The organism is Brevibacterium pityocampae, assembly GCF_039541555.1.
Classification (GTDB): Bacteria; Actinomycetota; Actinomycetes; order Actinomycetales; family Brevibacteriaceae; genus Brevibacterium; species Brevibacterium pityocampae.
The window spans coordinates 70,567-95,888 of sequence record NZ_BAABGL010000035.1; the positions used below are offsets into that span (position 1 = coordinate 70,567).

General features: G+C 66.2%; 24 protein-coding genes and 1 pseudogene. 21 read left to right on the forward strand and 4 right to left on the reverse strand.

Features of this window, described 5'->3' with window-relative positions:
• The first annotated feature begins 43 nt into the window (after positions 1–43).
• Positions 44–1,102 carry a 4-hydroxy-3-methylbut-2-enyl diphosphate reductase gene (locus tag ABD883_RS12885; protein ID WP_247618911.1) on the forward strand — a complete coding sequence of 353 codons (1,059 nt, stop codon included), beginning with the start codon at positions 44–46 and terminating at the stop codon, positions 1,100–1,102.
• 359 nt (positions 1,103–1,461) lie between these two features.
• On the opposite strand, the gene ABD883_RS12890 is transcribed toward ABD883_RS12885, so the two are convergent.
• The gene (locus ABD883_RS12890; protein ID WP_295690408.1) at positions 1,462–2,646 is read right to left on the reverse strand and encodes a DNA recombination protein RmuC; all 1,185 of its coding nucleotides are present in this window, start codon (positions 2,644–2,646) and stop codon (positions 1,462–1,464) included.
• Between the two features lie 82 nt (positions 2,647–2,728).
• Between ABD883_RS12890 and ABD883_RS12895 the strand changes: the two genes are divergently transcribed.
• The 8 genes and pseudogenes from ABD883_RS12895 to ABD883_RS12935 all read left to right on the forward strand — a co-directional run bounded on the left by ABD883_RS12895 (position 2,729) and on the right by ABD883_RS12935 (position 10,214).
• Positions 2,729–3,697 carry a threonine/serine dehydratase gene (locus ABD883_RS12895; protein ID WP_295690410.1) on the forward strand — a complete coding sequence of 323 codons (969 nt, stop codon included), beginning with the start codon at positions 2,729–2,731 and terminating at the stop codon, positions 3,695–3,697.
• 24 nt (positions 3,698–3,721) lie between these two features.
• A complete protein-coding gene (locus tag ABD883_RS12900) occupies positions 3,722–3,973 on the forward strand; it encodes an LLM class flavin-dependent oxidoreductase (protein ID WP_295690413.1) in 252 nt (83 codons plus the stop codon).
• Between the two features lie 43 nt (positions 3,974–4,016).
• Positions 4,017–5,453 carry a recombinase family protein gene (locus ABD883_RS12905; RefSeq protein WP_345032609.1) on the forward strand — a complete coding sequence of 479 codons (1,437 nt, stop codon included), beginning with the start codon at positions 4,017–4,019 and terminating at the stop codon, positions 5,451–5,453.
• A gap of 393 nt (positions 5,454–5,846) precedes the next feature.
• Complete coding sequence (locus tag ABD883_RS12915) at positions 5,847–6,095, forward strand: hypothetical protein (RefSeq protein ID WP_006215448.1); 249 nt, start codon at positions 5,847–5,849, stop codon at positions 6,093–6,095.
• Between the two features lie 342 nt (positions 6,096–6,437).
• Positions 6,438–7,859: a Rep family protein gene (locus ABD883_RS12920; RefSeq protein WP_040004150.1), complete on the forward strand. Its 1,422-nt coding sequence runs from the start codon at positions 6,438–6,440 to the stop codon at positions 7,857–7,859.
• Positions 7,856–8,356 carry a hypothetical protein gene (locus tag ABD883_RS12925; RefSeq protein WP_258562628.1) on the forward strand — a complete coding sequence of 167 codons (501 nt, stop codon included), beginning with the start codon at positions 7,856–7,858 and terminating at the stop codon, positions 8,354–8,356. Before ABD883_RS12920 ends, ABD883_RS12925 begins: the two co-directional genes overlap by 4 nt.
• Positions 8,357–8,440: 84 nt before the next feature.
• Positions 8,441–8,902 (forward strand): annotated as a pseudogene (locus ABD883_RS12930) (relaxase/mobilization nuclease domain-containing protein); the annotation flags it as partial.
• A 412-nt stretch (positions 8,903–9,314) separates the two neighbouring features.
• A complete protein-coding gene (locus ABD883_RS12935; RefSeq protein ID WP_345032614.1) occupies positions 9,315–10,214 on the forward strand; it encodes a hypothetical protein in 900 nt (299 codons plus the stop codon).
• Positions 10,215–10,584: 370 nt separating this feature from the next.
• Here the strand turns inward: ABD883_RS12935 and merA are convergent, their stop codons facing one another.
• A complete protein-coding gene (gene merA, locus ABD883_RS12940) occupies positions 10,585–12,006 on the reverse strand; it encodes a mercury(II) reductase (RefSeq protein ID WP_006215442.1) in 1,422 nt (473 codons plus the stop codon).
• Positions 12,007–12,111: 105 nt separating this feature from the next.
• Here merA and ABD883_RS12945 point away from each other — a divergent pair, with 105 nt between their 5' ends.
• The 8 genes from ABD883_RS12945 to ABD883_RS12980 all read left to right on the forward strand — a co-directional run bounded on the left by ABD883_RS12945 (position 12,112) and on the right by ABD883_RS12980 (position 20,225).
• Positions 12,112–12,501 carry a heavy metal-responsive transcriptional regulator gene (locus tag ABD883_RS12945; protein ID WP_006215441.1) on the forward strand — a complete coding sequence of 130 codons (390 nt, stop codon included), beginning with the start codon at positions 12,112–12,114 and terminating at the stop codon, positions 12,499–12,501.
• A 38-nt stretch (positions 12,502–12,539) separates the two neighbouring features.
• A complete protein-coding gene (locus ABD883_RS12950) occupies positions 12,540–13,334 on the forward strand; it encodes an LLM class flavin-dependent oxidoreductase (RefSeq protein WP_295688619.1) in 795 nt (264 codons plus the stop codon).
• Between the two features lie 136 nt (positions 13,335–13,470).
• Positions 13,471–14,574, forward strand: coding sequence for a redox-regulated ATPase YchF (gene ychF / locus ABD883_RS12955; protein ID WP_295688617.1), 1,104 nt, complete (start codon positions 13,471–13,473; stop codon positions 14,572–14,574).
• 75 nt (positions 14,575–14,649) lie between these two features.
• Positions 14,650–15,663: a hypothetical protein gene (locus tag ABD883_RS12960; RefSeq protein WP_295688614.1), complete on the forward strand. Its 1,014-nt coding sequence runs from the start codon at positions 14,650–14,652 to the stop codon at positions 15,661–15,663.
• 12 nt (positions 15,664–15,675) lie between these two features.
• The gene (locus ABD883_RS12965) at positions 15,676–16,911 is read left to right on the forward strand and encodes a DEAD/DEAH box helicase family protein (RefSeq protein ID WP_295688612.1); all 1,236 of its coding nucleotides are present in this window, start codon (positions 15,676–15,678) and stop codon (positions 16,909–16,911) included.
• Entirely contained in the window at positions 16,908–17,423 is a 516-nt protein-coding gene (locus ABD883_RS12970; RefSeq protein ID WP_295688610.1) for a hypothetical protein, read from the forward strand. The genes ABD883_RS12965 and ABD883_RS12970 overlap by 4 nt, the downstream gene beginning before the upstream one ends.
• A gap of 77 nt (positions 17,424–17,500) precedes the next feature.
• Positions 17,501–19,036 (forward strand): recombinase family protein, encoded by a 1,536-nt coding sequence (locus tag ABD883_RS12975; RefSeq protein ID WP_295688608.1) that lies wholly within the window; start codon positions 17,501–17,503, stop codon positions 19,034–19,036.
• A gap of 34 nt (positions 19,037–19,070) precedes the next feature.
• Entirely contained in the window at positions 19,071–20,225 is a 1,155-nt protein-coding gene (locus ABD883_RS12980; RefSeq protein ID WP_345032620.1) for a hypothetical protein, read from the forward strand.
• Here ABD883_RS12980 and ABD883_RS12985 read toward each other — a convergent pair.
• Complete coding sequence (locus tag ABD883_RS12985; protein WP_295688605.1) at positions 20,222–20,575, reverse strand: hypothetical protein; 354 nt, start codon at positions 20,573–20,575, stop codon at positions 20,222–20,224. The genes ABD883_RS12980 and ABD883_RS12985 overlap by 4 nt on opposite strands.
• A complete protein-coding gene (locus tag ABD883_RS12990; protein WP_295688604.1) occupies positions 20,572–21,099 on the reverse strand; it encodes a hypothetical protein in 528 nt (175 codons plus the stop codon). Before ABD883_RS12990 ends, ABD883_RS12985 begins: the two co-directional genes overlap by 4 nt.
• 143 nt (positions 21,100–21,242) lie before the next feature.
• Here ABD883_RS12990 and ABD883_RS12995 point away from each other — a divergent pair, with 143 nt between their 5' ends.
• From ABD883_RS12995 to ABD883_RS13010, 4 genes are all read left to right on the forward strand, one after another.
• On the forward strand, positions 21,243–21,479 hold the full coding sequence (locus tag ABD883_RS12995; RefSeq protein ID WP_295688603.1) for a hypothetical protein: 237 nt from the start codon (positions 21,243–21,245) through the stop codon (positions 21,477–21,479).
• 401 nt (positions 21,480–21,880) lie between these two features.
• Positions 21,881–23,212: an ATP-dependent nuclease gene (locus ABD883_RS13000; RefSeq protein WP_345032623.1), complete on the forward strand. Its 1,332-nt coding sequence runs from the start codon at positions 21,881–21,883 to the stop codon at positions 23,210–23,212.
• Between the two features lie 51 nt (positions 23,213–23,263).
• A complete protein-coding gene (locus ABD883_RS13005) occupies positions 23,264–23,647 on the forward strand; it encodes a hypothetical protein (protein ID WP_345032626.1) in 384 nt (127 codons plus the stop codon).
• The gene (locus ABD883_RS13010) at positions 23,640–25,100 is read left to right on the forward strand and encodes a UvrD-helicase domain-containing protein (protein WP_295688599.1); all 1,461 of its coding nucleotides are present in this window, start codon (positions 23,640–23,642) and stop codon (positions 25,098–25,100) included. The genes ABD883_RS13005 and ABD883_RS13010 overlap by 8 nt, the downstream gene beginning before the upstream one ends.
• Positions 25,101–25,322 lie beyond the last annotated feature (222 nt).

A 25,322-nucleotide genomic window follows, 5' to 3' on the forward strand; every position in this document is an offset into this window, starting at 1 on the left:
CCTTCCCTAGACTGGTCGGGTGACTTCTACCGTGACTGTTCCCGTGCCCGCCATGCCGCGCAAGCGGCTGGAGCCTTCCGAGATCCGGTCCCCCGAGGGAGTGGAGAAGAAGGTGCTGCTCGCCGCCCCGCGCGGCTACTGCGCCGGGGTGGACCGCGCCGTCATCGCCGTCGAGCGCGCGCTCGACCACTACGGCGCCCCGGTCTACGTCCGCAAGGAGATCGTCCACAACCGCCATGTCGTCGACACGCTGTCGGCCCGCGGGGCGATCTTCGTCGACGAGACCGACCAGGTGCCCGCCGGCGAGCGCGTCGTGTTCTCCGCCCACGGCGTGTCCCCGCAGGTCCACCGGGAGGCCGAGGCGCTCGGCCTGTCGACGATCGACGCGACCTGCCCGCTCGTCACCAAGGTCCACCGCGAGGCGGTCCGGTTCGCCCGCGACGGCTATTCGATCCTGCTCGTCGGCCATGCCGGCCACGAGGAGGTCGAGGGCACGATGGGCGAGGCGCCGGAGCACATCACCCTCGTGCAGAACCCCGCCGAGGCGCGCACCGTGACGGTGGAGAACCCGGAGAAGCTCGTGTGGATCTCGCAGACCACCCTGAGCGTCGACGAGACCATGGAGACGGTGAACATCCTGCGCGAGCGGTTCCCTTCCCTGCAGGACCCGCCGAGCGACGACATCTGCTACGCGACCCAGAACCGCCAGGTCGCGGTGAAGAAGGTCGCCCCCGACGCCGACCTCGTGCTCGTCGTGGGCTCGGCGAACTCCTCGAACTCGGTGCGCCTCGTCGAGGTCGCGCTCGAGCACGGGGCGAAGGCCGCCTACCGCGTCGACTTCGCCCGCGAGGTCGACGAGTCCTGGTTCCACGACGTCGCGACTGTCGGTGTGACGAGCGGGGCGAGCGTCCCGGAGACCCTGGTGCAGGACCTCCTGCGCCTGCTCTCCGACTACGGCTTCGACGCCGTCGAGGAGATCCGCACCGCGGAGGAGGACCTGATGTTCTCGCTCCCGCGCGAGCTCCGCAAGGATCTCAAGGCCGCCGGGCAGGAGACCTCGAACAAGAGGAACGGCGCCGACCGGGACCACGAGCTGCGCTGAGTCCCGGCTCCTCCGACCGCGGATGAGAACGTTCTCATCCGCTTATCATCTGCGATTCATCGCCGGTTCATAGCGTGATCACGTCAAGGTCAGCCGCCGGAGCCCGTCTTTGCGCCGGATCCGGCCCCGGTGCGCAGGACGGAGCGGCCGGCTTCGCGATCTCCCCGAGCATCATGGCGGTGATCGGAGCCGTGGCCGTCGTGCTCGCTGGCCTCGCGGCCGGTGCGTTCGTTCTCATGCGGTGCCGGCGCCGGCGCACGCCCACGGGCCCAGATACCGGCACCGGCCCTGTCTGAGCGAACACCTCGGGGCCCCCGCCCACTGAACGCTCGGGCACGCACCCGGAGCTCCGCCTGCGATCACGCGCTTCGCCGGGCATCACCTCCACCCCGGCTGGGACCGCCCTCGCGCAGCTCCGGGGGAGAGGCGAGTTCGGCGGCGCTGATCCCGCGGGTCTGCCCGTCGAGCTGATCGAATGCAGCGAGCTCGTCCTGCACGACCCCGGTGGCCGGGAACTTCCGGGCGGTGACGAGGAAGCGGGACTCGAAGGAGCCGATGAACCCGTTGTACTCCGCGACGGCCTTGTCGAGGCTCCCGCCCAGGCGGGTGAGCCGCTCGCTGAGCAGACCGGTGCGCTCGTAGAGCTCGCGGCCCAGCCGCATGACCTCCTTCGCCGAAGTGCTGATCTCGTGCTGGCGCCAGTTGAGCGCGACGGTCTTGAGGAGGACGAGCAGCGTCGACGGGGAGGCAAGCACGACGTTCTTCGCCAGCGCGCGGTCGATGAGCTGCGGGTAGGCGGCCGCGGCCTCGGAGAGCAGACCGTCGGTGGGGACGAAGCACACGACGAACTCCGGGGCCGTGTCGAACAGCGCCCAGTACTCCTTGGAGGCGAGCTGGTCGACGTGGCGGAGCAGGGCACGTGCATGGTCGTCGCCCGCCCCCTGGGCCGGCGCCTCCTCCCCGGACCGCAGCCGGGCGGAGAGCGGCGTCTTCGCGTCGACGACGATCGTGCCGCCGCCGGGGATGTGCACGACGAGGTCCGGACGAGAGCCGCGCGTACCATCGCCGGCGCGGCTCACGCTCACCTGCGTGTCGAAGTCGACGTGGGGGAGCATGCCGGAGTACTCGACGATGCGGCGCAGCTGCACCTCGCCCCACGACCCCCGGGCCACCGTCGAATGGAGGGCGGTCGACAGCCGCCCGGTGGACTCCTGCAACCGCTGGTTCTGCTCGGTGAGCGCGGCGATCTGCGTGCTCAGGCGGGTGATCTGCTCGATCCGCTCGCGGTCGTGCCGGCCGACCTCTGTGTGGAGGCTCTTGACGCCGGCGGCGAGCGGACCGACGGCGGAGGTGAGCTCGGTGGCGAGCCGAGCGTCGGCCTCGAGCGCGGCGGTGCGGTCGGTGAGGAGGCGCTGGGCGGTGCGCGCCTCGGCGAGCTGCCCGACGTAGCCGCTGCGGGTGCGTGCAGCACCGATGAGCCAGCCGAGCGCGGCACCGACGAGGAGGAAGAGAACTGCGGTGATGAGGAGCGCGGTGATGTTCATGCCGCAAGCCTCGCACGCGGCACGGACACGGGGCCGGATGGCAGGATGGAACCCGGGAGCACGTTCGAGAGGGGACAGCACGATGAGCGGACTCGACCTCGCGGAGGTGACCGCGGCGCGCGCCCGGATCGGCGCCCACGTGCGGCCGCTCGCGGTGACGCGAGCGGACGACCACCGAGTTGCCGACGGCGCACCGTTCGAGCTCCACCTCGCCCTCGAGCACCTCCAGCACACCGGGTCATTCAAGGCCCGCGGCGCGCAGAACTTCATCCAGGCGCACCTCGAATCCGGGACCCTGCCCGCAGCAGGAGTGACGATCGCCTCCGGCGGGAACGCCGGACTGGCCTGCGCCTGGGCGGCCCGGGAACAGGGAGTCCATGCGACGGTGTTCCTCCCTGCCACCGCACCTGCGGTGAAGGTCGAGCGCCTGCGCGGTTACGGTGCGGACGTCCGGCAGATCGGAGACGAATATGCCGAGGCGCAGGTCGCCTGCCAGGAGTTCGCCGCGCGGTCCGGCGCCCTGCAGTCCCACGCCTACGATCACCGGCTCATCGCGGCCGGCGCCGGCACGCTCATGGCGGAGCTGCACGAGCAGGTCCCCGATCTCGACACCGTTGTCGTCGCGGTCGGCGGAGGCGGGCTGTTCGCCGGGGTGGCGACCGCGGCGCGGCACCTCGGCGTCCGCACGGTGGCGGTCGAACCGGAGCACTGCCGCGCGCTGTCCGCTGCCCTCGCCGCAGGCCGGCCCGTCGATGTGGCCGTGGAGTCGGTAGCGGCGGATTCCCTGGGTGCGCGCCGCATCTCCGACACGGCGCTGCAGGCGGCGCGCTCCGGTGGCGCGGTGTCGGTGCTCGTGACCGACGAGGCGATCGTCGACGCCCGGCAGCTCCTGTGGGACGAGTACCGCCTCGCTGTCGAACATGCGGCGGGCACAGCGCTCGCCGGCATCCTCAGGCCCGGCGGGTACCGGCCGGCAGCGGGGGAGAAGGTCGCCGTCGTGCTGTGCGGGGCGAACACCGATCCGAGCGATCTCATGGATCGGAATAGTTGAACTCGCAACCATGTTGGGACGGGCATGAAGGCTTTCGGATTCCTCAGCTTCGGCCACTACGGGCACGGTCGCGGACCCGGCGACCCCGACGCCGCGGCGATGCTTCGCGACGCCGTGGAGATCGCGGTCGGTGCCGATGAGATCGGTGTCAACGGCGCGTACTTCCGCGTCCACCACTTCGTCCGCCAGTCGGCGTCCCCGATCCCGCTGCTCGGAGCGATCGCCGCGCGCACCTCGGCGATCGAGGTGGGCACCGGAATCATCGACATGCGCTAGCGCATGTCGGGGTTGCAACACTCGTCCACGTAAGCTTGGTTGCATGGTCGAACTGGTAGCGCTGAGGAAGACGAACGAGGTGGCGGCCTACGTCCGCGCCTCCATGGACCGCAAAGGCGACCGCTGGACGGTCGATACACAACTGAGGAAGATCAGGGCATTGGCCGAGGCCAAGGACTGGAACGTGGTCGAGGTCTACGAGGACAACGCGGTGTCGGCGACGAAGAAGCGTCGAGCTGGCACCCGCTGGGCCGAGATGTTGGACGACGCCCGAGCAGGTCGATTCTCGATGGTCGTCGCCGTGGACATGGACCGACTGCTGCGGAGCACGAAGGACCTGAACACGCTGATCGACCTCGGCCTGCGCGTCGTCACCGTGGACGGCGAGATCGACCTCTCGACGGCCGACGGAGAGTTCCGAGCGACGATGCTCGCCGCTCTCGCCCGGTTCGAGGCTCGACGCAAGGCCGAGCGACAGATCAGGTCGAACGAGCGCCGACGTGCCGAGGGCATCCCCACGTCCGCCTGGAAGGCGTTCGGATGGTCGAGGGAGGGTGAGCTGATCGAGGAAGAGGCCGACGCGGTTCGGCGGGCCTTCGACGCGTTCCTCGGCGAGCCGTCGCTGTCGATCCGTCGCATCCGGGAGGACCTGAACAGCGCTGGCCACCTCACCGCCCGCGGCTCGGAATTCTCCGTCGATGCCGTGCGCTACCTGCTCGCGAACCCGCTTTACTGTGGCTACATCAAGCACTACGCATCCGGCGAGCTGTACCCGGTGCAGGGCGAGGCGTTCCCGCCCATCGTCAGCGAGCAGACGTGGCGGGCCGCGGTGGCGAAGCTGGAGGACAACGTGCGGAGGTCGGCGAGGCAGGGCAATCAGCCGAAGTACCTCCTGTCCACGATCGGCCTCTGTGGGAAGTGCGGCGCGACGCTCGTCTCGGGGACGAACAGCCGCAAGCAGCCGACGTATCGCTGCGGCGAGCAGTTCCATCTCACCCGCCAGCGCGAGCCCGTCGATGCGATGGTCACCGAGGCGGTGCTCACGCGCCTGTCGTCCGTGGACGTGCACGACCTCGTGATGCCGCAGGAAGCCGCCGGGCCGGATCGCGAGGAACTGCTGACCGAACGGAACGCCCTGGTCGAGCGGGTGAAGGAGCTGAGCCCGCTGCTGCGCGACATCCATCAGCCGGTCCTGGAGATCACCGCGGCGATCAACGACGTGAAGGTCCGCATCGACGAGATCGACGCGGAGCTGCTCGACCGCTCGGTATCCGTGGCGGCGAAGCTGCTGGCAGACGTGGAGGAGGCGGTCGGCACCGCGGAGCGTCGCGAGGTTGTCGAGTCGAAGTGGAAGGCGTTGGACATAGACCGCCGCCGGATGCTCGTGGACGAGCTGGTGACTGTGACCATCGAGCCCATCGCGCCCGGTCACGTGAAGTTCGACCCCGACCTCATTCGCATAGAGCCGCGTCGCGACTGACTCATGAGTCAACTCGTCATTGCAATGGTGAGTCGACTCGTGGGAGAGTGGTTGCAGACAAGAAGATCCCACCGGGGCCGCGACTTAGAAGCGCGGGGTTCTGCTCCCGGATGAGTAGCCGGTCAAACAGCCCAACTACCGTGGCGGGGAACCGGAAGATACTCATATCTGAGGACTTCCGATGTCTGTCGTTATCGACGTTCCCCGCGCATCCGCGCTTGACTGCCCTGCTCTCGATCAGGACTCGTCTCCCGTTCCGCATGCTGATGGGCTCGATCCCGTCATCGCCGCCGCCCGCGCCGCCGGTCGCCGAGCCGGTGAGCGCCTGGCACTCACTCCGCTGACGCCGCGACAGCGCGCCGCCGTCGCCGCCGTGATGGGCGGTGGTCGCTGATGAGCGCGAACTCCGCCGCCTTCGATCACCTGACCAGCTTCCGCTGGCGACAGGGCGACCCGTCCCTCGCCGATGGCGAGGCCCAGCTCTACGACCTCGGCGTGCTCCGCTCCGTGCTGGAGGAGGCCGTCGAGATCGCCGTCGCCGACGCCCGCGCCGACGGGGTGACCTGGGCCAGGATCGGCGACGCCCTCGGCGTCACGCATCAGGCTGTCATCAAGCGCTACGGCCGGGGCGGTGGTCGCTGATGCACGCCGACGCACGCAACCTCAGCACCGCACCCGCCGACCTGACCCCGCCCGGAGGGCCTGGCCTGGCACCCGCCGAAGGCGGGCTGCCCATCGCCGTGATGACGGTCCGCAGCCGTGCTTCGCACTCCAAGAGTTTCGGGGGCCTCATTCGTTCCTACGGGCGCGGCAAGGGCTTGTCGATTGCCGCGCCTTGCAACAACGCGCCTGGTCAGAAGCCGATTCCGTCTTCGCTGCGTCGCGTCGCCTCGCGGGTTCATTTGAGGTCTCATTTGGGGGTCAATACGGGGTCATTTAGGCGCCGCACCCCCTCTGCGGCCCTCCACGCCGCCTGCGACGGGGGTGGTCGCCGTGGCTAAGCAGGAGAACAACCCGACGAGCATCGGGCTCACGCAGTACCTCGATCCGTCGTACTGGACCTGGGCTGCCGAGGACCCGAACGGGGCCGCGCTGCTCGAGCAGGGAGCCGGGGCGATCCTCGCCTACGTCGCGCAGCGGCTCGAGGCCATCGGCTGCGAGGTCATCGAGGCCTACGGAATCGTGCACGACAAGGATGAGCGCGAGGTCTGGAGCGACACGGAGAAGGCTCTGGTGGTCGAGCCGAAGCCCGATCACCTGCACGCGGTCATCAAGTTCGCCAGCCGTGCGAAGAGCGCGCCGCTGGATCGGCTCGCGTTCGGCATCGGCGTCGAGCCCCAGTACGTCGAGAAGCCGGGCCGCGGTCGGTACGCCTTCGACAACATGCTGTCGTACCTGACTCACGTGAAGTATGCGGACAAGCATCAGTACGCGCCGTCGGAGGTCGCCACGGTGCGCGGGCCGGACTACCTCGGGATCGACGCCCAGCGCCGGGAGACCTGGCTCAAGGGGCGCGCCCACGTGAAGAAGAAGGTCGTCGCGGAGAACTTCGAGGACATGCGGGAGCGGGTGCTGCAGGGCGAAATCACGCGGGATCAGATCATGCTCACGGACGAACTGTTCGACATCTACTCGCGGCATCAGCGGGAGATCGACGACGCGCTGTCGGCCTACGGCCAGCGCCGCGCGTACCGGGCGGCCGCGAAGCTGCGCGCCGGTGCCTTCTCGACGCACGTGGTGTTCGTCCACGGGGATGCCGGGATCGGCAAGACTCGGTTCGCAACGGATTTCATCACCGAGGCGATTAGCGCGGCCAATGCACATGGCGAGCGGTGGCAGGTCTACCGTGCCGCGACGGGGAACCCATTGGATGACTGGCGGGGCGAGGAGGTGCTGCTGCTGGACGATCTGCGGGCCTCGGCGATGGACGCGAACGATTGGCTGCTGCTGCTCGATCCGTATAACGCCTCGCCTGCGAAGGCTCGGTACAAGAACAAGGGCGAGGTGGCTCCGCGCCTCATCGTGATTACGGCGACGATCGAGCCGGTCGAGTTCTTCTACTACGCCCGCCAGAAGGGCAACGTGGACGAGGCGCTGGACCAGTTCATCCGCCGCCTGGCGTCGGTCGTGAAGGTCTACCGCGCCGACGACATCAACCGCTACCTCGTGCAGCACATCGGGAAGATCGAGCCCTACGAGTGGCACCAGTGCAGCATCCCGACCGCCGCGCACACGCCCGGCATGTACGGCAACGCGTACCACCAGAACGCCGGGTCGCGGGAACTGACGTACGGTCCGGAGACCTCGGCGGAACACGACGCGGACGGTGCGGTCGCGGAGCTGCTCAGCGGGCTCGCGGTGCGAAGTCCGGACGTGCCGCTGGCGCTGATCGAAGGTGCCGCATGAGCACCGATCAGCATTCGCTCTTCCAGGGGGTCGAGGGGGCCGGAGGCCCCTCGCAAGCAGGGCTGGAGGACACGAGCGTCAGCGATGTGTCCGACAGGCCTACTGCTTGCCACTCTGGCGTACAGGTGGAGCAGCAGACCGACTCCCAGGTGAACACCGGTCGGGCTGATGCGGAGGCTGTGCGTCAGAGTCACGGCGGCGCGAAGCGTCGTCGTGGGGGCCGCGCGAAGCTCGATACCGACTTCGGGGAGGAGACGCTCGCGGCGCTTCGCACTCGTGCGAAGCGGCTCGGGCTGGCTCCGAGCACGTGGGTACGGACCGTCGTACGCGATGCCCTCCACGCCTCCCGCTCGGAGGAGTTGGACGCCGCCGTGGCGGCGCACCTGCTCGGGGTCGAGGCGCGTGTGCAGGCGTCGGCGGACGCTCGTGAGCTGGCTGCCCAGGTGCGCCCGCTGGCGATCAACGTCAACGACTTGGATCGCCGCGCGCGCCGGTGAGGCGGTGGCGCTGTCGTCGGAGGTGCCCGAGCTGATCGAGCTGCTGCGCGAGGTCCGCGCCTTGCTCGGGGATCGGACGGCCGCATGAGCACCACCCACTACAGCCCGAGCACCAGCGCCGCCGACACCGAGCGCTATATCCGCGGGAAGGAGGACGAGCGGGGCGTCGCGATCACGTGCGAAGTGCCGGGAGGCCCTGGCGCATTCTCGGCGCGCGCACGGGCGCTCACGCAGAACACCACGCGCGAGGTCGAGGCGCTGCATTACCGGCAGTCTTTCAGCGACGAGGAGTTCGACCCGAAGAACCCGGAGCACGTGCAGCGGGTGAACGATCTCGGCTATCAGCTCGCGAAGAGGATGCACCCCGACTCGGACTGCCTCGTGGTCAGTCACGTGGATGGCCGGGGCAGAAAGCCGCATAACCACATCTTGGTCATCAATCACAGCAACCGGACCGGAAAGGCGCTCTCGAACTACCGGACGTTCCACGATCGCAAGGCCGGGAACCAGCGGGGCGTGCAGTCGGCGAACGACGAGCTGATGCGAGAGCACGGGCTCTCGGTCGTGAAGCGGCTGGAGCACGCGCCGAAGGACTGGGAGCTGCGCCGCGAGGACTTCGCGGAGGGCGGGCTCGACCGCGAGATGGGTGACCGGATGAGCGCCGCACTGGCCGACCCCCGCGTGGTGGACAAGGCCGGTCTCGAAGCGGTGATCGAGGAGCAGAACCAGCAGCTCGACGACGCCGGGGAACGTGTGCCGAGGATGCGGCTGCACAGCCCCGTCAGCAAGAAGGGCAAGCGCGCCGGGCAGGAGACCTGGACGCTCTACATCGAGGACCGCCGCGGCGAGTCCGGCCGCGCCGATCGCCGCAAACGCGCGAGCGCGCTCTCGGCGGACTTCACCCCGGAGGGCGCGCAGGCGTTCTTCGACTACCACCAGCAGCAGAAGGAGCAGGAACATGAGCGCAGCGCTCGACAGGCTGAAGCAGCAGAACGGGCCCGTGCAGTCGCCGCAGCCGCTCGGCAGTCCGGAGACGATGGAGCTGTTGACCTCGATCCTCGCCGCCGTCGAGGCGCAGAATACGAGGATTGCCACGCTGACCGAGCAGCAGAAGAAGCTCGCGGGGTTCGTGAAGGTCATGGACGAGGAGACGACGAGGCGGCTGGAGCGGATCACGACCCCGGCGTCGACCTCCTCGCCCTCCAGCGACGTGTCCGCGAGGATCGCGAGTATCGAGAGCAGGCAGAACGAGATCGCGAGCACGCTCGGCGAGTTCGCGCAGAGTCTCAACGGCGAGAGCTTGAACGCCGCGTCGCGAACCTTGGTCGCGGAGGCGCAGAAGAATCGCGCGGCTACGGCCTCGGCGATTGAGGGTCTGAAGGTGCAGGCCACAACGAACCAGAAGCTTGTGAGCCAGGTCGGCGGCGCGGTGCAGCGGATCGAGAAGCGTACTGAGGAGCGGGTCGAGAAGGCCGTCGAGCAGGTCGCCGGGGAGGCCTCGGCCACGATGACCGCGAACCTCGACGCCTCGAACGAGCGCGCCGAGCGGATGATGGCGGCGACGGCGAAGCTCGAAGCGCGTCAGCTCTGGTCGCCCGCCGCTGCGATGTGCCTCGCCCTGCTGCCGGTGGTCGTGGTCGTCGCCGGGCTCTGGATGGGCATCGCCGGTCTCATCACGGGCGCTCAGTGGGCGCTCGACGTGGACGGGCGCATCTGGCTCGGCATCGGGCGCTGGCTCGTGGTCTCCGTGGGTCTCGCCGGGGCCGGCTACGGGCTCTTCGCGTCCGTCCGCTCGGCCGCCGGTCTCGTGGAGACGTGGAAGGGTCGCGGGGTGCCGAAGTGGCCGAGGTGGCGATGATGGCTGGATCCGCTCGAGCTACCGGTTCCGATCAGCGGTCGAAGGATTTTCGCAGCAGCCGGTCCTGCGGCCTCGGTGCCGCCGCCCTAACCTGACGAGCATCCCCGCCGTGACGGCCATCACGACGGCGATCCCGGCACCGATGATCCAGGGGTTACCGAGGAGCCCACCGACGCCCGCGAGTGCTCCGCCCGCCGCGATGAGCGGCAGGCCGCAACAGAGCAGCAACGGAAGCGCGCAGCATGCCAGCAAGAGCAGTCCGGTCCCTGCAGCGACGACGGGACCGGCGCGCCGTTCGTCGCGGTCCTGATCGGCGCTCGTCGTCTGCACCTCTTCAGGATGAGATCTCCCCGATTGCCTGCGCTGCCGGTCATGCGCAGCACGACAGCAGCGACGGGTCGGTGGTGAAGGCCTTCGCGGCGATCCGGATGCCCTCGGCCATCGTCAGGTAGGGAGCCCAGGCGTCGGCGATCTCGGCGACGGTCTTGCCGAGCACGTGGACACCGGCGGCGGCGAGCTCTCCGGCGTCCTTGGCGACGGCGGTCAGGCCGAGGATCTCGTTCGTGTCGGCGTTCACGACGATCTTGATGAACCCGCGGGTGTCGCGGTTGACCAGCGCGCGGGGCACGTGGTGCAGCGGCAGGACGCGGCAATCGCAGCGGATCCCCGCAGCAAGCACTTCCTTCTCGGTCATCCCGACCGCTCCGATCGCGGGCCCGGTGAACGTCACCCGCGGCAGGCGGGAATAGTCGACGGCACGATCGGCGTCGGCGAACGCGTTCTCGGCGACGAGGGTGCCGTGGTGGGCGGCGACGTAGACGAACTCGGGGTGCCCGGTCACGTCGCCCGCGGCCCAGATCCGCGGGTTCGAGGACCGCAGCCGGTCGGAGACGACCACCTCGCCGGAGTCCCCGGTCTTCACCCCGACCGCATCGAGGTTCAGGCCATCGGTGACGGGACGGCGTCCGAGGGCGACGAGCACCTGCTCGGCGCGGAACTCCTGCGAGTCGCCGGACACGTCGGCGGTCACGACGGCCTCGCCTCCCGTGCCGCGGGAGACCCGGGTGGGCACCACGCGGCGGACGACGCGGATGCCTTCGTCGGCGAACGCCTCCTGAAGCGCCTTGGACACCTCCGGCTCCTCCTTCGAGGCGAGCCGGGACCGCACCAGCAGCGTGACCTGCGAGCCGAGGCGAGCGAACAGCTGCGCCTGCTCCAGGGCGACGTAGCCGCCGCCGAGCACCAGCAACGACTCAGGAACCTCAGCGAGTTCCATTGCCGTGGTCGAGGTCAGGTACCCGGTCTCCTCCAGGCCGTCGATCGGCGGAGCCCACGGGCGAGAACCAGTCGCGACCAGGAAGTGGTCGGCCTCGATGGTCTCGACCGTCCCGTCGCCGGCGATGATCTCCAGTACCGGGGCGTCTGGGCCGCCGGCGAACGATGCATCGCCGCGGCGGACCTGCCAGCCGTAGGAGTCGGCGACGTCGGCGTACTTCTCGCCGCGCAGCGACTCGACCAGCGCCTGCTTCCCGGCGATCAGCGCAGGCATGTCCACTGTCTCAGCCGTCGCCGCGATCCCCGGGAACCGGCCTGAAGCGTCGGCGGCGACGTGACGGGTGTCGGCAGCGGCGATGAGGGCCTTCGACGGCACGCAGCCGGTGTTCACGCAGGTGCCGCCGAGCGTCCCGCGCTCGATCATCACCACCGACTTGCCGAGCGTGGTCGCACGGATGGCGGCGGCGAATGCTCCGCCTCCGGATCCGATGATGGCGAGGTCGTACTTGGTAGGCATCGCTGCTCCTGTCAGTCCTTGGCTTTCTGCTCTGTCTCAGCCATACTGGACCTTCCAGTGCAGGGGAAGGTCAAGCCTGCTCCTGCCGAACGATCGGAGGCCGCGATGCGCATCGGAGAACTCGCCGAACGCGCGGGCACCACGGCGAAGACGCTCCGCTTCTACGAGGGGCAGGGGCTGCTTCCGCCGGCCGAGCGCACGCAGTCCGGCTATCGCGACTACGCACCCGAGACGGTCGCCCGGATCGACTTCGTCCACCGCGGCCAGGCCGCGGGCCTCACCCTCGCCCAGATCCGCCAGATCCTCGACATCCGCGACGGCGGCCATGCGCCCTGCGAGCACGTGCGCGACCTGCTTGACGTGCGCCTCGCTGAGATCGAGCAGCAGATCGCGCAGCTCTCCGTGCTGCGCGACACTATCGCGGACCTCAGACAGGACGCCGCGCACCCGGACCCTGAAACGTGCAGCACCGATCAAGTGTGTAGGTACTTGTAGACGACGGTAGCCAATGACTCCAACGCTACAACCCCGATATGCGCTACGAGAACCCGCTGTACCTCGCCGAGGAGGCGGCCGCCCTCGACCTGCTGTCCGGCGGCCGGGTGGCCCTCGGCGTGAGCCGCGGATCACCGGAGCCCGCGCTGCGCGGCTGGGAGGCGTTCGGCTACACCGGGTCGACCGACCCGCGCGGGGCGGACCTCGCGCGGGAGAAGTTCGATCTGTTCATGCGTGCGGTGCGCGGCGAGGGGATCGCCGAGGCGGACCCCGAGCAGTTCGGCCGCACCGGGAGGCTCCGCGTCGAACCCCATTCCCCGGGTTTGGCGAGCCGGATCTGGTGGGGTGCGGGATCGCGGGAGACCGCCGCATGGGCCGGCGCCCAGGGCGTCAACCTCATGAGCTCGACCCTGCTCACCGAGGCGACCGGGGATGCGTTCGCCGATCTCCAGGCCGAGCAGATCGCACTGTTCCGCGAGGCGTGGCGGGACGCCGGCCACACCGGGGCGCCGCGGGTGTCGGTGAGCCGGAGCATCTTCCCCGTCGTCAACGAGAACGACCGGCTGCACTTCGGCCTGCGCGGCCAGGGGGCGGCGGACCAGATCGGCGTCATCGACGGCTTCCGCTCGACCTTCGGCAAGACCTACGCCGCCGAGCCGGACGCCCTCGTCGAGCAGCTGCGGGCCGATGCCGCGGTGCAGGCGGCCGACACGGTGATGCTCACGATCCCCAGCCAGCTCGGGGTCGACTTCAACCTCCGCATCCTCGAGGCGTTCGCCGAGCACGTGGCCCCGGGGCTCGGCTGGGAGCCGAACACGCAGGGTCCGGTGTAGGGCGACCCGGTCTGAGCCTCACCCCTCGCGGGCTCTGGCTCCGGCCGGGTGCGCACCGGGGATCGGTGGTGCCCTGAGCCCACCCGGTCGCAGGGCGGTGTCAAGGACGGAGCGGGCCCGGCTAGACTGGGTGACCGTGGCTCTTACTATCGGAATCGTCGGACTGCCCAACGTCGGCAAGTCCACCATGTTCAATGCCCTGACCAAGAACCAGGTGCTCGCGGCGAACTACCCGTTCGCGACCATCGAGCCGAACATCGGCGTGGTCGAACTGCCGGATCCCCGGTTGAACCGGCTCGCCGAGATCTTCGGCTCGGCGAAGATCCTGCCGGCGACGGTGAGCTTCGTCGACATCGCCGGGATCGTGCGCGGCGCCTCGGAAGGGGAGGGGCTGGGCAACCAGTTCCTCGCGAACATCCGCGAGGCCGACGCGATCTGCCAGGTGATCCGCGGGTTCTCCGACTCCGACGTGGTGCACGTCGACGGCAAGGTCAGCCCGGCCGACGACATCGACACGATCAACACCGAGCTCATCCTCGCCGACCTCCAGACGATCGAGAAGGCCACGCCTCGGATCGAGAAGGAGGTCAAGCAGAAGAAGACCGCGCCCGAGGTGCTCGCCGCGATGCAGGCCGCGCAGGCGATCCTCGAGGAGGGGCGGACGCTGTACCAGGCGATGCATACGGAGAAGTTCGACGTCGCTCCGCTGCGCGAGCTCCAGCTCATGACGACCAAGCCGTTCCTCTACGTGTTCAACGTCGACGACGACGTGCTCGCCGACGAGGCCAAGAAGGACGAGATGCGCGCACTCGTGGCGCCGGTCGAGGCGATCTTCCTCGACGCGAAGTTCGAGTCCGAGCTCGCCGAGCTCGACGACGACGAGGCCGCGGAGATGCTCGAGATGAGCGAGCAGGACGAGGCGGGTCTCGACCAGCTGGCGCGCGTGGGCTTCTCCACGCTCGGGCTGCAGACGTACCTCACCGCCGGGCCCAAGGAGTCGCGCGCCTGGACGATCCCGCAGGGAGCGACCGCGCCCGAGGCGGCCGGCGTCATCCACACCGACTTCCAGAAGGGCTTCATCAAGGCCGAAATCGTGTCCTTCGAGGACCTCGATCAGCACGGTTCGATGGCCGATGCCCGCGCCGCCGGCCGCGTGCGTATGGAGGGCAAGGATTACGTCATGGCCGATGGTGACGTGGTGGAGTTCCGGCACAATACAACCTCTGGTGGCAAGAAGTAGGGGACCAGGTGCGCTTCTTCCCGGACGCAGCCCGGAGCGTGAATTTTCAGAAACTGAGACGGCTGGTTCGCCGACGTGAGCCTGTTCGTGTCGGAGGATAATGAGGGTTCACCCCAGCAGGAGATGAGCACAGTGGCGCACAATGAAGCCGTTCAACGGGGTTCAATGCTCGACATCGATGTGAGCGAAGACGCGATCGTTGACTCCTACCCGGATGTCCTCGAGGTTCTGCTCGTTGACCGCACCACAGGCGGGAACATCATATGGGCGACGGATCATTACACGGCTCTCGGGAATTCCTATGCTCCGTCCGCGCAAATCACTGTCGCTGCCATCACCGGGCCGCGACAGGGCGTCATTCGGCCCCGCGTAGAGAAGTCGAAGGAGCAGCGCTGGGACCGTACCAAGGACAAGGCCGAGGTATTCACGCCGGCATGGCTGTGCAACGAGCAGAACAATCGTGTTGACGACGCGTGGTTCGGCCGGCCAGACGTGTTCAACCATGCCGCGGCCACGAATTGGGAACCCCGGCGGGGAAAGATTGCTTTTGAGCCCGACGGGCAGCGTACCTGGAAGAAGTACGTGGATGACCGCCGCATGGAGGCAGCGTGCGGCGAAGCTCCGTACCTCGTCAGTCGGTACGATGCCGCTACCGGTGAGCCTATCGAGCTGGAGCGCCGCATCGGTTTGCTGGACCGGAAGCTCCGCGTCGTCTCCGAGAACGCGGCTGATGCGACCGAGTGGCGCGCGTGGGCACGACGCGCGTTCGAAAGCACGTACGGCTTCGAGTATCAGGGTGACAGCTTGCTTCTTGCCCGCGAGAACCTCTTGGCGTCATATGCCGAGTACTCGCTGGACGCCTTAGGGGAAGAGCCATCTCGAGCGGAACTGGCGTCGATCGCTGCGGTGATTTCGTGGAACCTGTGGCAGATGGATGCTCTTACGGGGCGACCGCCACTCCAAGCGGAGCCTTTCGAGACGGGGGTATTACCGCTGTTCGGTGAGATCGAGGAAGCCCCAGACCTCAGATGCGTCATCCGCGATTGGCGGGCGAAGAAGAAGTATACGTATTCCGAGCTAACGAGCTAGGCGGGGGCTAGATTGATCGAGAATCTGGATTTAATCGAAGGGCTCATCATTGGGCGAGTGCGGCCAAAAATCTATGCCTTCAGCACCAACACCTTGCCGAACTACTTGAAAGTCGGCGACACGTACCGTCCCGTGACGCGACGTCTTCAAGAGTGGCGGAAGCACTATCCTGACCTGCAGCAGCACTTCGAGGGCTCCGCATCCGTCACAGACGACGTCTACTTCCGAGATCATTCAGTTCATCACTTCTTGTCACAAGATAGAGGCCGCCACCGGCTCGATCGTGATGGGTTAGGCCCGGGCATCTACTACAGTAATGAGTTCTTCGAGGACGCCAATTCTGATGACGTTCATATGGCGATCGAGGACATACGTCATGACCATCAGCATGAGGGTGGCCGCTACGTCTTCTTCGATGCGTCTCAGCGACTACGCAAGACCTTCCACTATGCACGCGGCGATGAGTGGACACCACGCCCCAATCAGCAGCAGGCTGTCGACAACTTTGTAGCCGCCGTCGATGCCGGTCGAACAAACCTGCTGATGTACGCCGTCATGCGGTTCGGAAAGACTTTCACCTCCTTGCTGTGCGCGAAGGAGATTCAGGCTCAAACAGTGCTGGTGGTCTCGGCCAAGGCAGACGTTAAAGGCGAATGGAAGCAGACAGTCGAATCCGCGGGGAACTTTTCTGGTCACGTCTTCCTCGATGCGGACGACCTTCTCGCTGATCGAAACGCAATCGCTAAGGCCAGAGATCAGAACGACAGCGTCGTCGTCTTCCTCACTCTCCAAGACCTGCAAGGTGACGAACTCAAGGAGAAGCACCAGGAAGTCTTCAGCGATGAGATTGATCTCCTCATCGTTGACGAGACTCACTTCGGAGCACGAGCCGAGAAGTACGGTGCTGTGCTGCGAGAGGCGAAGCAGCCTGCCGAGGCCGAATCAGCGATCGTTAAGACGGAAGACGACCGAATTGAATTGGCAGACGCTCAGGACAGGCTCAAGATCCTTGATGCAAAGATCCGCCTTCATCTATCCGGGTCTCCCTATCGAATCTTGATGGGGAGTGAGTTCGAACCGGAAGACATCATCGCCTTCGTGCAGTTCGCAGACATCGTGAGGGAACAGGAGCTGTGGGATCAGGAGAATCCTGACGAGGACGAGTGGAAGAACCCCTACTTCGGATTCCCTCAGATGATCCGTTTTGGGTCTCGCCTCGTCGGCCTTTTGATCTTGACGGTGACATGAGCGGCATTTCGGGATATCAGGATGTTGTCGATGGCATAGACGACCCTGTGCGCTGCATCGGGAAACGCAGGAAAGCTGGATATCTCCCAAGGCGAGTAGTGGCGGCAAACGATCATTGGATTGATCGTTGGAAGGTTTTGATTTCTCGCTCGAATAATATTGGAACAGAGTTAAACGACGATAATCAGAACGCGTTTGTAGTCGAGCCGGGATCGGTCTGCACTGAAACGTATATTGTCGTTGGGGCTGATCTTGAATTGGACGAGAGTACCGCATTGAATCTCGTCGCATACATGAAGTCGAGATTTGCTCGTTTTCTGCACTCAATGGCGAAGGTTAGTCAAGATGCGTCGAGGCGCACCTACCGCTTCGTGCCGCAGGTGGACGTGTCCTCGGGCTCCAAGATCGACTGGTCGCGATCGTCGGACGAAGTCGACGAGCAGTTGTTTGATCTCTATGAATTGACTGCGGACGAGCGTGAACACATTAGATCCTCGATCAAGGAGATGTAACGCGATTCTGCGTTAGTGACGATGGCCGCATCGCCCAGTTTCGGCGCGGACCACTGTCTGCGGATATCCTCGTGCACGTGGACAACTCGACATCGGTTCCGCGACGAGCAGCCATCTACCTCCGGATCTCGCTGGACCGGGACAACAACCGGAGAGGCGTTACGCGGCATCGCGAGGATGCAGAGCAGCTGATCGAACACCGTGGCTGGACCCAGGTCGACGTCTACGAGGACAACGACACGACGGGCTCTGGGCGCAAGAGCCGCCCGGCATTCGAGCGGCTGCTCACGGACATCGATAAGGGCCTTGTCGATGTCGTCGTCGCGCAGGAATGGCCACGACTCGAGCGCAACCGGATAGACGGCGTGCGGATCATCGAGGCGGCGCAGCGCCACCACGTGCTGTTGACCTTCGCCAAGGGGAACGACATCGACTGCTCGACGTCGATGGGTCGACTTGCAGCTGATCTGTTCTCGGCGGTGGCCCGCAATGAGATCGAGGCCAAGGCCGAGCGGCAGTCTCGTGCTCAGCTCCAGCGGGCGCAACAGGGCCGAGCACCCAAGGGCGTCCGCCCTCTGGGTTATGCGACGAACGGCGACCTCATCGAAGACGAGGCCGCTGTCGTCCATGAGATGTTCCGGCTCTTCGCCATCGACGATGGGCCCTCGGTGGCGGCAATCGCCCGTGGCCTTTCCGGGGAGGTCTCCGACGTGGTCCCAAAGACGCTGCCTCACCTGCCGAAGCGCAGCCGCACATTGGCGATCGAGCGCAACGAGCGTCGGAAGGCAGAGGGCCTCCCATTGAGCCCTGTGCCCGCGGACGGGCCGTGGGACTCGTCGACGGTGCTTGGCATCCTTCGCAACCCGCGCTACGCCGGCTACTCGGTATATACCGACCGCACGGATCGGGAGAAGAACAAGCGTCGCACCTGGCACGCGCAGGTCCTCCGGGACGAGAACGGCGACCCGGTGATGGGGCAGTGGACGCCAATCGTCGAGCCTGACGTGTGGTGGCGCGTCCAGGACAGGCTCAACGAACCCCGACGCATCACCAACAAGACCGGATCCACGGCACGCAAGCACATCGGTTCAGGACTCTACCTCTGCGGCATCTGCGAGCAGCCGGTCCGGGCCCACAGCCTGCGCTACCGGTGCGAGGGGCATCTCATGCGCTCTCGGAAGCAGATCGATGACTGGGTGATCCGTGTGATCCGGGAGCGCCTGTCCCGACCGGATCTCGCCGACGCGCTGGTCCTCCCCGACGAACCGCGGCTCGATGCTATTCGCGAGCTGATTGCGAAGCACGAAGCCAAGATCAAGCGCGCACAGGCCGACTACGACGCCGAGATCGTCGAGGGCTTCGACCTCAAGCGCATCCGGGATGCCGAGAACGCGGAGATCGCCCAGCTGGAACAGGAGAAGCGTCAGCTCACGACAACGGAGGATCTCGGGGGAGTGCTCGATGCCGCGGACCCCGTTGCTGCTTTCGACGAGGCCGACCTGATGATCAAGCGGCGCGTCATCGAATTCTTCGCCACCGTACGACTCTACCCGCACCCGCGGGGCAAGAAAACGTTCGACCCCGAGACCGTGCAGATCACGCCGAAGTCGTGATCGCGTCGTGGACCTGGCACGCGAGGATCTTGCCGTGAGGACTCAGGCATATACATGGTTGCCCGACCGCCACCTCGGCGTCGCTGCGACGCTCGCGCACGCTGATGAGCTCATCGCCCAGGTCGCAGAGACCCTCTACGGCTACCAGACGCACCCGGACGGCATCCTTCAGCTTCAGGAAGAAATCGGCGCGACACACAGCCGTACCGTCGTCACCGGAGTCGAGCCGATACCGCGCAAGGTGCCGCTGCTGGTCGCTGACGCAGTGGTGGCGCTACGCAACGCCATCGAGCACACGCTGTTCGCGGAGATTGAGTTCTGCGACGGCGAGCTCGACGAGAAGGCGGCCAAGGTCGTCGAGATGCCCGCTTCGCGCACCTACGACGACTTCCAGAAGTGGGTCAAGAGCCGCGCGAAGAGCGGCCCGCCGTCTCTGCAGCGCGGCAGTGAGGTCCTGCGGCGCATCGAGGGCCTGCAGCCCTTTCATCGGTTGCGGGATCCGGAGAACCACCCGCTGGCACTGCTCGCGCTGCACACGAATCACTCGAAGCACCGAGCACCGGCGATTACCGCCGTCCGGCTCGCCGCCATCGACCGCGAAGACCGCACGCCGCCGTCCCTGGCCGACATCGAGCGTCGCCCTGAGGTGCCTCTGGAGGTCGGTGAGGTCATCGCGGAGACGCCTCTGGGGACGAGGGTCCCCGTCGCGCTGTTCCCGACGATCGGCATCAACCGACCGCGCACGAAGCGATGGCCGGTGCTCATGCGGGAGCTCGATGAGTTGGCCACATGGGTTCGGACGCAGGCGATCCCTCGCTTGGTCACCGGCACCGAGCCGCCCTCCCCGGCGCTGCCGTGCAGGTACGAGATCACCGTCGGCCACGACGACGAGCGCGAGGCGCTGACGTCGGGGGTGACGACCTCCGCGGCTCAGCTCCACAATGATCGCCTCGGCGCAGCGAGCGTGCGCATCGACCTAGTGGAGACGCTGTCCCGGATGGACGACGCTCCGAGCTCCGAGGAGATCGCCGCGTGGCTGCAAAGCCTGTCGGACCAGGAGGTGCTCGCTCGCATGCGGCAATTGACGATACCTCAGACCTATGAGCCCGAGATCGTGCTGAGCAACTACGCCAAGCTGGAAGCGATGCGCGACGACGCCCGTCGGTTCGCCGAGGAGTCGCAGCACTAGCGCTGCGACTGCCCCAGCGCCTCGACCACGGCCTCGTATTCGGCGCACGGGTGCTCGGCCGGCTGATTGTCCTCATCCGTGCACGTCGCGCACTCGCGGTGGACGACGACGCCGGCGTGGACGGAGGCTCCGTCCCCGAGGTCACGGTGCTCGAACCTGTCCGCGACTGAGCACGGGTCGCCGAACGTGGCGGGGCAAAACTCCTCGACGTCCTGCGGTCGGTGGAGGCGGGCGACGATCGTGAGGGCAGCGAGGAGGTGCCCTTCGCCGCCGAGTTCACGCCGCGGCACCCCGGAGCGCAGCAGCTCGTCCCGCACGTCGGCGAGGCGCGCGTCGAGTTCGTCCGTCATGCGTCCGCCTGAGCCTGCTCCGGCCACTCTTCACCGTCGTAGTAGTCGACCTCGACGATGTGCTCGGCGCGGTCGCGCAGCCATTGCGCGACCGCCTTGTCGCCGTCCCAGGCGTCGGCCGCGTGATCGAGAGCCGCGGCGGCCATCCGGGCTGACTGATGGCCGACGATCCTGTCCATCTCGGCCTTGTGGCGATGGCTGATGTGCTGCTGTCCCGTGCGGTGGTTGCGGAATGAAGGTGAGATCCAGTCGTCGGGGAGGCCCTTCCGCCCGCACTCGCAGGTCGGGATGAGATCGCCCTCGATCTCCTTGCGCTGCCGCTCCATGGACTGGTGCACCTCGAAGCCGAGGGGCCGGTCGTTCATCGCGTCCTCGAGGCGCTCGATCTTCTCCTGCTCGTGGGTCGTCAGCTCCTTGGCCGGGATCCATCCCGTGAACTCTTGGCCTTCAATCGTGAATCGTCCTCGTCGTCCTTTACCCATGGACCAATCCTCCAACGAGCACAGCGCGTTGTGAACAACCACGCAGAATAGGTGCTGGTCCCGTGCGAGAACAGCCGCATCGACTCGCCCGGCGATCGCGCTGATTCCGGCGTGCTGTCTTCGTACAGTTGGAGTGATCCGCGCCGCATCCGGCGGTGCCGACGTCTCCGAGAGAGGATTGCATCATGGCCGTGAACGATGAGGGCGCAACGTACTTCCTGATCGAGGTCCGGCGCGAGGCTGGAGAGAACTCTTGGACCGCCGAGGCGGTGGGTTCGCATCATGCGCACCATGACGGTGCGGGTATCGAGCTGTTCTACGGCTCGACGTTCGGATGCGACACGCCGGGGGAGGCGCTAGAACAGCTGGCAGCGGATGACCTGACCGAAGAGGCGATCGCGCAGATCGAGCGGACGGCCTGAGTCTCAGAGACACCTGTCACGCTTCAAGGAGGAAGCTTCCCGGCGAAGCAAAACCCCGGCGACGTCGCTCCGAGGAGTTGGGGGGTCATCCGGGGTGTTCACTTCTTAGTCTGCCACATCAGATCTCAGGCGTCGGCTTGAGTCTCATAGACATCACCTTGATGAGCCATGGCGTCGCCGTTGTACTTCCGGAGGCGTGCCGGTCTCATATCCCTGTCTCGAGAGACGCCGAAACGAGACGCCCCTTATGAGACGATTGAGGGTGCCCCTCACCGAACGTGCAGCCCCCTGACGTTTGCTGGACGAGCGTCTTGTTCGTCAAGCGCCTTGAGACCGTGCGCGCCGTGGCTCGAGCGAGGGCATGCGCCTGTAAGTGTCCGCTTCAATGATGAGGTAGCCCGATGATGCTCCGCCTGCTCCGGATAGAACACTTCCGCGGAATCGAGTCTGCGGAGTGGGCGATCAATCAACGATTGATTGGCCTTGTCGGAGCGGGCGACAGCACTAAGACCACCCTGCTGGACGCCATCGGCCTGGTGCTCAGCCCTAACTACAATCCGCAGTTCACGGACGCTGATTTCTACGGCCTCGATCTGTCGAGGGACATTGTCATCGAGGCCGCGGTGACCGATCTGCCGGACAACCTGGTCAAAGAAAGCCAGCTCGGCAAGGAACGCTCCGGTGTCATGCCCGATGGCACTCTGGTGCACGACCCCGTCGACGAAGCTGAAGAGTGCCTAGTGGTCAGGCTTACCGTGACGCCGGAGCTCGATCCGACCTGGGAAGTCGTGCGGCCGGGCTCTGACGACGCTCGTCCTATCTCCGCAAGCCAGCGTCGGCAGTTGGGCTTTTTTCGCCTCGGAGAGCGCCCCGACTACCACCTTCGCTGGGGGCGCGGATCGGCTCTCTCGGGACTGACTGAAGGCGTTGAAGGTGCTTCGTCCGTCATTCTCGATGCGCACCGAGGGGCGCGCCGAGCCGTATTCGACGCCGACCCGAATGCTCTGCATGATGCTGCGATGGCGGCGCAGAGATCGGCTCGGGATTTCGGCGCGGCGCAGTTTGGACAGTTGCGGCCGGGGCTGGCGCCGGGTTCGGTCACCTCCGCGCACACCCTCATGCTCCATGACGGGGACGTCCCGCTGTCGAGTCTCGGCTTGGGCACACGGCGGCTAACGAGCCTGTCGATCCAGGACCAGGCGATGGCAGACGGCTCGATCATCGCCATCGACGAAGTCGAGCACGGACTTGAGCCGCATCGTCTGGCGCAGGTCCTCTACCACCTCAAGAAGCGCGCGCTCGATGGCCAGCTGCAGGTGATCATGACGACGCATTCGCCCACGGCAGTCAAGACGCTTAACGCCGATGATCTCGTCGTCGTGAGGTCCGACGGGGCGGGTAGGACGGACTGCCAGAATGTGCCCGACGACCTGGATAACGTGCAAGGTACGTTCCGAAGTGCTCCTGACGCTTTACTTGGGCGTCGCGTTCTTGTCGGTGAAGGCGCTACGGAGGTCGGCTTCCTGCGAGGGCTGATTCGGCATTGGGATGCAGAGCGGATCTCCGATGGTCGTCCTCCGGCGGCATCGCTCGGGACCGTGCTGGTCAACGGACAGGGCAGCACACAGCCCTCCCAACGCGCTCAGAACTTTCAGCGACTCGGGTACCCGACCTGCATGCTGGTCGACAACGACGATCGCAGAATCGACAGATCGGTGGAGAGTTCCGAGTAAGCTGGCGTCGAGGTGCACCGCTGGCAAGTTGGGCATGCGCTCGAGGACGAGGTGATCCAGACCCTCTCACTCGAAGGGTTGCAGGCCCTCGTCGACTTGGCTCTGGAGATCAAGGGTGAGCAGGCCATTCTGTCGTCAGTTGTAGCGAAGCTCGGCAATGACAAGCTTTCGGGAACCGACGCATCCGCCTGGCAGGCGCAGGCCTCTGTGGACGAGCCCACGCTGCGCAGTGCAATTGCGGATGCCGCCACCGCCAAGGACAAAGAGTGGTTCAAGCGAGAGGACCGCGGCGAGGAACTCGCTGCTATCGTCATTGCTCACGGGGGAGGCCTGGAGAATACCCACCTGCTACAGGTCATTGGCGAGCTACGCGATTTCGTCTACCCGGCGGCGCTGGAGCCGGTGGATATTCCGGAGCAGTCTGCCAATGGCTGAGGAGCCTCGCATCGAGGAAGCAGTCGAGATTGTGCTCGCCGCGCTGCCGTGCTCCGTGACCCTCCCCGCGGGCGCTGGCAAGACGGAACTGATCGCAGCGGCGGTTGCGGAGGTGGCTCGGCGAGGCGGATCGTGCCTGGTCCTGACGCACACCCATGCTGGCGTTGATGCCCTTCGCCGACGGATGCAGAAGTTCGGGGTCCTCAGCGGCCCGGTGCTAGTCCGCACCCTGGACTCCTGGGCATATGACCTGATCGCCCATTTCCCGGACTTGTCGGGGCTCGTCGTGCCGCCTGCCCCTGACTGGGACATGTCCGATGAATATCACCGAGCAGCCGCATGCGCGGCACGTTCGCGAGCCGTGGGCCGGATGCTCAAGGTCAGCTACACCCATCTGTTTGTCGACGAGTATCAGGACTGCCTGGTCGATCAACATGAACTCGTGCTTGCTCTGGCAACGTCGATCCCCACCGCCGTGTTCGGCGACCCACTGCAGAGCCTGTTCAATTTTGGCGCGAACCAGCCGGTGGATTGGGATTCTGACGTGATCCCCAATTTCCCCGGCACGGAGGTCGCCTACAGGCCGCGCCGCTGGGATCCGAATCACCAGGCGCTGGGCGCGTGGCTTGTGAGCGTCCGGGAACAACTCGTCCACGGCATGCCGATAAATCTCGCATCGGCTCCGGTCAAATGGGTGGAACGACGTCACGCGCGGACGCACGTGCAGACGTGCTATTCAGCCTTGAAGCTCGAAGGCACGGTCGCTGTCCTCGGGCACCAGCGCTGGGACTGTGTCAACGCGGCTGGCACACTGGGCGGCAACTATTCAGTGATGGAGGCCCTCGATGAGAAGATTCCAGTTAAACTAGCCGAGAAGATCGACACCAAGGGCGGCGCGGAGATTGCGCAGGCACTCGTGAAGTTCGCGATCGACTGCAGCAGCGGTCTCGCGAAGCACATTACGTCAACCAAACGAAAGCAGCTCGGTGAAGGCAAGTCCTTCACAACCAGGAGCGCCGAACTGATGCCCGCGTATCAGGCTGTCCTGCAGGTGCGCAGCGATCCTCAGCCCAGGTTCGTGCGGATCGCGCTTGAGCGGCTCGGCGAGCTCCCTCAGGTCACCATTCACTGCCGCGAGGCATGGCGCGAGGTCCTCCGGGCGGTCACGGTGGCTGCGACCGAGGATTGCACGGTCGCTGATGCGCTCCAACGCACACGAAACCATACTCGCGCCGTCGGACGCAGACCGAGTGCACGTGTGGTTTCGCGGCCGCTGCTCGTCAAAGGCTTGGAGTATGACCATGTCATTATTCTGAGTCCTGAGAAGTACAGTGCCCAAGAACTCTACGTTGCTCTAACTCGGGGCTCGAAGTCGGTCGCAGTGATTAGTGACACCGTCGTACTTCCCGCGGCGAAAATGGCCACACGGATGGACATGCCTGCCGGTAATTGAAGCGAATGACTAAGTCGGAAGCGAACTATCGCTCACGTTCGGACATTGTTCATGTTTCAATATGCGTGAGCTTGGGTTTCCCGCCGCATCGTTCGATGTTTAGCCACGTATGCTCAATGACTTGTGCCTGTAGTAGGTTTGAAGCGCCCTGAGTTTGTTGGAGGCTCCTGACCTTGGAAACGAGGATGGAGTTATGCCGAAGGAACTGGCGAATGGGAAGCC